Below are 6,304 nucleotides of genomic sequence, written 5' to 3' on the forward strand. Positions count from 1 at the left end.
ACCCGGCGGGCCCGAACGGCGCCCCATCAAAAGACCAGGCGCAGCGCGGTGAAGACGAGCATCCCGACGACGATCGTGCCGAGCATGCTGCGCCGCCACAAAAACCAGCCGAGGCCGGCGAGCGCCGCGTAGAACGGATGGTTGGACAGCGCGAACGACAGCCCGGCCGGCGTTTCGAGCACGTCGGGCAGCACGACGGCGACCAGTGCCGCCGCCGGCGCGTAGCGCATGGCGCGCTGCGCGCGCTCGGGCAGCACGGTGCGTTCGCCGCCGATCAGGAACAGCGCGCGCGTGACGGCCGTGACGATCGTCATCCCGATGATGACGATCCAGATTTCCGTCGCGCTCATTCGATTTCCTTTTCGTGCACGGTTTCGGTGCGAATGCGCCGCCAGTCAGCCCGCTCGACGAAGAAATCGGCCGTGCAGCCCGCCGCGAGCGCGGCGAGCACCGCAACGGGCAGCGCGAGCCGGTACGGCAGGTCGAACGCGATGAGCGACACGATACCGGCGACCGCGACGGCCGCGAGCGTCGAGCGGTTCGCGACCGCCGACACCATGATCGGGATCAGCGCGAGCGTGCCGGCCAGTTCCAGCCCCCAGCTCGCGGGAAAGACACTCGCGAGCAGGATGCCGGCGAGCGACGACACCTGCCACGACAACCAGCTCGCGAGCGCCATCCCCCAGAAATACGCTTCCTTGCCGGGCACGTGGCCGTAGGCGAAGCCCTGTTTCTGGAACAGCAGGTAGATCACGTCGCCGTTGAAATAGCCGATCGCGAGGCGCCGCCACAGCGGCAGGTAGGAAAAATGGGGAGCAAGACCGGCGCTGAAGATCACGAAGCGCGTGTTGACCATCGCGGCCGTGAGCAGGATGGTCCAGATCGGCAGCTTCGCCGCGAGGAGCGGCAACACCGCGAGCTGCGACGAGCCCGCGTAGACCAGCAGCGACATCGCGCTCGCCTGCCCGAGGGTCATGACCGACTTGCTCATCGCGACGCCGGTGACGAGCCCCCACGAGAAAATCGCCATCAGCGTCGGGGAATAGTCGCGCGCGCCCTGGATCAGCGCGAAGCGGTCGGTGGCGGACAATCGAGCAAGCATGGGAAGCGGGCCGCAGCGGGCGGTTCGTCGGGGCGCCGGCGCCTCCTGCCGGTACGACCCGTCGTTATTGGAATCGGTACCGGGCGATTATAGCGCCGGCCCCGCGCCGACCGACCGGATCGCCTTCAAATGACGCTAAAATACGCGTCTTTCCGGCTCAACGCTGCATACAACCGCATCCCAGGAGAAATCTATGTCAATGGCCGACCGCGACGGCAAGATCTGGATGGACGGCAAGCTGATCGACTGGCGCGACGCCAAGATCCACGTCCTGACCCACACGCTGCACTACGGCATGGGCGTCTTCGAGGGCGTGCGCGCGTACAAGTCGGCCGACGGCAGCACCGCGATCTTCCGCCTGTACGAGCACACGAAACGTCTGCTGAATTCGGCGAAGATCTTCCAGATGGACGTGCCGTTCGACCGGGAAACGCTCGAAGCCGCGCAACTCGAAGTCGTGCGCGAGAACAAGCTCGAGTCGTGCTACCTGCGCCCGATCATCTGGGTCGGCTCGGAAAAGCTCGGCGTGGCCGCGAAGGGCAACACGATCCACGTCGCGATCGCCGCCTGGCCGTGGGGCGCGTACCTCGGCGAGGAAGGCCTCGCGAAGGGCATCCGCGTGAAGACGTCGTCGTTCACGCGCCACCACGTGAACGTGTCGATGGTGCGCGCGAAGGCGTCGGGCTGGTACGTGAACTCGATCCTGGCGAACCAGGAAGCCACCGCTGACGGCTACGACGAAGCGCTGCTGCTCGACGTCGACGGCTACGTGTCGGAAGGCTCCGGCGAGAACTTCTTCCTGGTGAACAACGGCAAGCTGTACACGCCCGACCTGTCGTCGTGCCTCGACGGCATCACGCGCGATACCGTCATCACGCTCGCGAAGGACGCCGGCATCGAGGTGATCGAGAAGCGCATCACGCGCGACGAGGTCTACACGGCCGACGAGGCGTTCTTCACCGGCACGGCCGCTGAAGTCACGCCGATCCGCGAGCTCGACAACCGCACGATCGGCAGCGGCGCGCGCGGCCCCGTCACGGAAAAGCTCCAGTCGGCGTTTTTCGATATCGTGTCGGGCAAGAACGCGAAGTACGCGAACTGGCTGACGAAGGTCTGAGCGCGCCGCGCCACCGACCGCCCCACAAAAGAGTGATAAGAGAAAGTCTCATGAGTGAAATCAAGGAAATGCCGCTGGTCGAGCTGACGGCCAAGGATCTTCCCGCGTACTGCCCGAACCCGGCCATGGCGCGTTGGAGCGCCCACCCGCGCGTCTTCATCGACGTCTCGCACGGCGAAGCACGCTGCCCGTACTGCGGCACGCGCTACAAGCTGCGTGACGGCGAGGTCGTCAAGGGCCACTGAGCCCCGGCGGCCGGGCCTGCAGGCGGATGCAGGCCGCCGCTCACCCAGGCGGCGCCGCCGGATTGCCGGCGCGCCGCCGTTCTCCATTCTGGCAACCCGAACGCGGCGCCTGAGCGCCGTGCTTCATTACGACATCGGAAGTCGACCTGATGCGTCGAGCGCTGGTTATCGCACCGAACTGGATCGGTGACGCATTGATGGCGCAGCCGCTTTTTGCGCTGCTGAAGAAAAACCATCCCCGCATCGCGATCGATGCCGTCGCGCCCTCGTGGGTCGCGCCCGTGCTCGAGCGGATGCCCGAGATCCACGATGTCTACGCGACCGATCTCGCGCACGGCAAGCTGCAATTGCTGCGCCGCTGGCAGCTCGCGAGCGACCTGCGCGACGTCGGCTACGACGCGGCGTACGTGCTGCCCAATTCGCTGAAATCCGCGGTGATCCCGTGGCTCGCGAACATCCCGCTGCGGGTCGGCTACACGGGCGAGCACCGCTACGGGCTGCTGAACGTGCGGCACGCGAACCCGGACAAATCGGGCGAGCGGCCGCCGATGACGACCCACTACGCGGCGCTCGCGTATGCGCCGGGCGCGAAGCTGCCCGAGTCGATGAAGACGCTGCCCGCGCCGCGCCTCGACGCCGATCTCAACGAGACGGCGCGCGTGTCCGCACGTTTCAATCTCGATACGCGCAAGCCGCTCGTCGTGTTCTGCCCGGGCGCGGAATACGGCCCGGCCAAGCGCTGGCCGCCCGAGCATTTCGCATCGCTCGCCACCATCGTCCATCAGTCGTTCCCGTACACGCAGATCGTCGCGCTCGGCTCGCAGAAGGACGCCGCGGCCGCGCAGGCGATCGCCGACCACGCGCCGAACGTGCGCAACCTGTGCGGGCAGACGTCGCTGTCGGAGGCGTGCGCGCTGATCGCGCGCGCGAACGCGGTGGTCACCAACGATTCGGGGCTGATGCACGTTGCCGCCGCGCTACGCCGGCCGCTCGTCGCGCTGTACGGATCGACCGATCCGCGCCACACCCCTCCGCTGTCGGACCTGGCGAAGGTACAATGGCTTCATCTCGAATGCAGTCCCTGCTTCGAACGCGAGTGCCCGCTCGGCCACCTGAAGTGCCTGCGCGAACTCGGTCCCGAGCAGGTATTCGGCGATTTGCGCGGCATGCTCGTCGGGCAGCGCTGACCCTGGCCGGCAGCGTCGCACGGCGCGCCGGGCAATCCGATTCACCGGTGTACGGCGGCTCCATCCGGGCCGCCGTGCTGAATACGGCGCGCGACGCGCGCGAGAGATAACCCCGATGCCACGTTTTGCCCGCCTCTTCGAAGCCGCCGCCGATACGCTGAACGCCTACTACCAGGCCGTCGCCGATGCCAATCTCGACGCGCTGCTGGGATTGTGGATCGACGAGGATTTCGCCAGCTGCGTATGGGCGGACGGCGAGCATCTGCATGGCCTCGACCAGATCCGCAGCGGGCTCGGCAACCGGCTCGCCACGCGCCCCGTGACGATCGAGCCGCTTGACATCCGCGTGTACGACAGCCTCGGCACGGTCGTCTATACGATCGCCGAAGCGCATCAGCAGGCCGACCTGACGGCCGAACCCGACATGGTTTTCGCGACGTACGTGATGATTCACGAACGTGGCGAGTGGCGCATCGCGCATATTCACGCGAGCCCGATTCCCGAACAAGCGGCCGGACAATTCGCCGCGAAGATCCGTCATGGGCAGGGTCCGCTGCACTGACGAAAAGACGAAGCAACGCATACGCGGGGCGATCATGAGTACGGCTTCTCCGCCCACCTCGCCGCTGACCGGGGCCCCGGCCCCCGACGACGACATACTGCGCTATCGCGCACCACGCTGGCTGCCCAACAGCCATGCGCAAACCATCGTGCCCGCGCTGTTCGCGCGGCGTCCGGTCGTCGCTTACCGACGAGAGCGATGGGAAACTCCCGACCACGACTTCATCGATCTCGACTGGGTCGCCCATCTCGACAGCGCCGCGCCGGCGCCCGATGCGCCGCTGTTCGTGCTGTTCCACGGCCTCGAGGGCAGCTCCGGCTCGCACTACGCGCTCGCGATGATGGCCGCCGCGCGCGCGAAGGGCTGGCATGCCGTCGTGCCGCACTTCCGCAGTTGCAGCGGCGAGATCAACCGCCAGCCGCGCTTCTACCATCTCGCCGACAGTGCCGAGGTCGACTGGATCCTGCGCCGGCTTGCCGCGCAGCATCGCGGGCCGCTCGTCGCGGCCGGTGTGTCGCTCGGCGGCAATGTGCTGCTGCGCTGGCTCGGCGAGCATCGCAGCGACACGTCGATCCTGCGGGCGGCCGCCGCGATCTCGACGCCGATCGACGTGCACGCCGGCGGGCGCGCACTGTCGCAAGGCTTTGCGATGGTCTACACGCGCAGCTTCCTGAAGACGCTCAAGCGCAAGGCACTCGCGAAGCTCGACCAGTACCCGGGGCTGTTCGACCGCGAAGCAATGCTGCAGGCCGTGACGATGCGCGACTTCGACGAGGTCGTGACCGCGCCGCTGCACGGTTTCGCGAACGCGGACGACTACTGGACCAAGGCGACCACGCGGCCGCTGCTCCCCGCGATCGATGTGCCGACGCTGATCCTCAACGCCCGCAACGACCCGTTCCTGCCCGAATCGGCGCTGCCGGGCCCGGCCGACGTATCGCCGGCCGTCGAGCTCGACCAGCCCGCGGCGGGCGGGCACGCGGGATTCATGACCGGGCCGTTCCCCGGCCGCCTCGACTGGCTGTCGGCGCGGGTGTTCGGCTATTGCTCCCAATTCGTCGACCATGGATGACATCGTCAGGCAGGCCCTCGCCAAATGGCCGAACGTGCCGCACTGTACCGGCTGGCTGCTGCTCGACCGGCGCGGCGAATGGCGGCTGCGCGACGACGCGGCCCAGGCGGCCGGCGAGCTCGGCTCGCCGATCCGGCATGCGGCGCTGAACGCGTTCATCGGCCGCAACTACGAATGCGACGCGCACGGCCAGTGGTTCTTCCAGAACGGGCCGCAGCGCGTGTACGTCGAGCTTGCCTATACGCCGTGGGTCGTCCGGCTTGCCGAGCGCGACGGGCAGCTCACGCTCACCGACCAGACCGGCGCGCCGTTCGAACCGGACGAAGCCTGGCTCGACGACGCAGGCGGCGTGCTGTTTCGCGCGGCCGGCACGCCGCCGCGCATCGCGGCGCTGCACGATCACGACCTCGGGCTGCTCGCCGATCACGCCGATTTCGATGCCGCGCCGCCCGTGCTGCGCTGGCGCAACGGCCGCACGCTGCCGCTCGGCAGCATCGTCGGTGCGGACGTGCCCACGCGGTTCGGCTACGTCGCAAGCCCGGCGCAACAGGCCCGCAATACAGCTGACAGCGGCAACTGACCCGCAGCGGCTTCGCGCGCGCTTCCCGTGTATCGGCCGCTACCCGCGGCCGTTCTTCTCGTCCTCGCGCTCTTCCTTGTAGCGCGCCTCGAATTCCAGCAGCCGCGCGCCGATCATCGACTGCTCGTAGAACGACACGTCCTTCGCGTCGCGCGCTTCCTTCAGCTGGCGAATCGCCGACGGCCACGCGCCGTCGAGCGCGAGCTTCTCCGCGAGCGCACGGCGCCGCGCCAGCAGGTCACCCTTGCCGTCGCTCGCCTTCGCGAGATAGTCCCACCAGTCCGGCTGCTCGGGATCGGCCTTCGCCTGCGCGCGTGCCTGCACCTGCGCTTCCGCGAAACGGCGCGCCGCGATCAGCGCCTGAAGATGCGCGACGATCGCCGCGTGCGACGCCGGCCAGCGCCGCTGCGCGAGCGCCGCGAGCCGCACCGCGTCGTCG

At 68.1% G+C, this 6,304-nt stretch carries 8 protein-coding genes and 1 pseudogene; 6 read left to right on the forward strand and 3 right to left on the reverse strand.

Features of this window, described 5'->3' with window-relative positions:
- Positions 1–26: 26 nt before the first annotated feature.
- Together F3J15_RS30860 and F3J15_RS30865 are read right to left on the reverse strand one after the other, a co-directional pair.
- A complete protein-coding gene (locus F3J15_RS30860; RefSeq protein WP_069248754.1) occupies positions 27–350 on the reverse strand; it encodes an AzlD domain-containing protein in 324 nt (107 codons plus the stop codon).
- Positions 347–1,102: an AzlC family ABC transporter permease gene (locus F3J15_RS30865; protein WP_089446328.1), complete on the reverse strand. Its 756-nt coding sequence runs from the start codon at positions 1,100–1,102 to the stop codon at positions 347–349. Before F3J15_RS30865 ends, F3J15_RS30860 begins: the two co-directional genes overlap by 4 nt.
- 193 nt (positions 1,103–1,295) lie before the next feature.
- Between F3J15_RS30865 and F3J15_RS30870 the strand changes: the two genes are divergently transcribed.
- From F3J15_RS30870 to F3J15_RS30895, 6 genes are all read left to right on the forward strand, one after another.
- Positions 1,296–2,219, forward strand: a complete 924-nt coding sequence (locus F3J15_RS30870; RefSeq protein WP_083265912.1) for a branched-chain amino acid transaminase — start codon at positions 1,296–1,298, stop codon at positions 2,217–2,219.
- A 50-nt stretch (positions 2,220–2,269) separates the two neighbouring features.
- The gene (locus tag F3J15_RS30875; protein WP_006749970.1) at positions 2,270–2,464 is read left to right on the forward strand and encodes a zinc-finger domain-containing protein; all 195 of its coding nucleotides are present in this window, start codon (positions 2,270–2,272) and stop codon (positions 2,462–2,464) included.
- 149 nt (positions 2,465–2,613) lie between these two features.
- Positions 2,614–3,651, forward strand: a complete 1,038-nt coding sequence (gene waaF, locus F3J15_RS30880; protein ID WP_041492938.1) for a lipopolysaccharide heptosyltransferase II — start codon at positions 2,614–2,616, stop codon at positions 3,649–3,651.
- Positions 3,652–3,766: 115 nt separating this feature from the next.
- Positions 3,767–4,213 carry a nuclear transport factor 2 family protein gene (locus F3J15_RS30885; protein WP_040141776.1) on the forward strand — a complete coding sequence of 149 codons (447 nt, stop codon included), beginning with the start codon at positions 3,767–3,769 and terminating at the stop codon, positions 4,211–4,213.
- A 34-nt stretch (positions 4,214–4,247) separates the two neighbouring features.
- Positions 4,248–5,285, forward strand: coding sequence for a hydrolase (locus tag F3J15_RS30890; protein ID WP_089446329.1), 1,038 nt, complete (start codon positions 4,248–4,250; stop codon positions 5,283–5,285).
- A complete protein-coding gene (locus F3J15_RS30895; RefSeq protein ID WP_089446330.1) occupies positions 5,278–5,865 on the forward strand; it encodes a DUF2946 family protein in 588 nt (195 codons plus the stop codon). The genes F3J15_RS30890 and F3J15_RS30895 overlap by 8 nt, the downstream gene beginning before the upstream one ends.
- Before the next feature lie 39 nt (positions 5,866–5,904).
- Here F3J15_RS30895 and F3J15_RS30900 read toward each other — a convergent pair.
- Positions 5,905–6,304, reverse strand: a pseudogene (locus tag F3J15_RS30900) (M48 family peptidase); the annotation flags it as partial.

The sequence above is a fragment of the Burkholderia sp. Ap-955 genome (genome assembly GCF_011753045.1).
Taxonomy (GTDB): domain Bacteria; phylum Pseudomonadota; class Gammaproteobacteria; order Burkholderiales; family Burkholderiaceae; genus Burkholderia; species Burkholderia lata_D.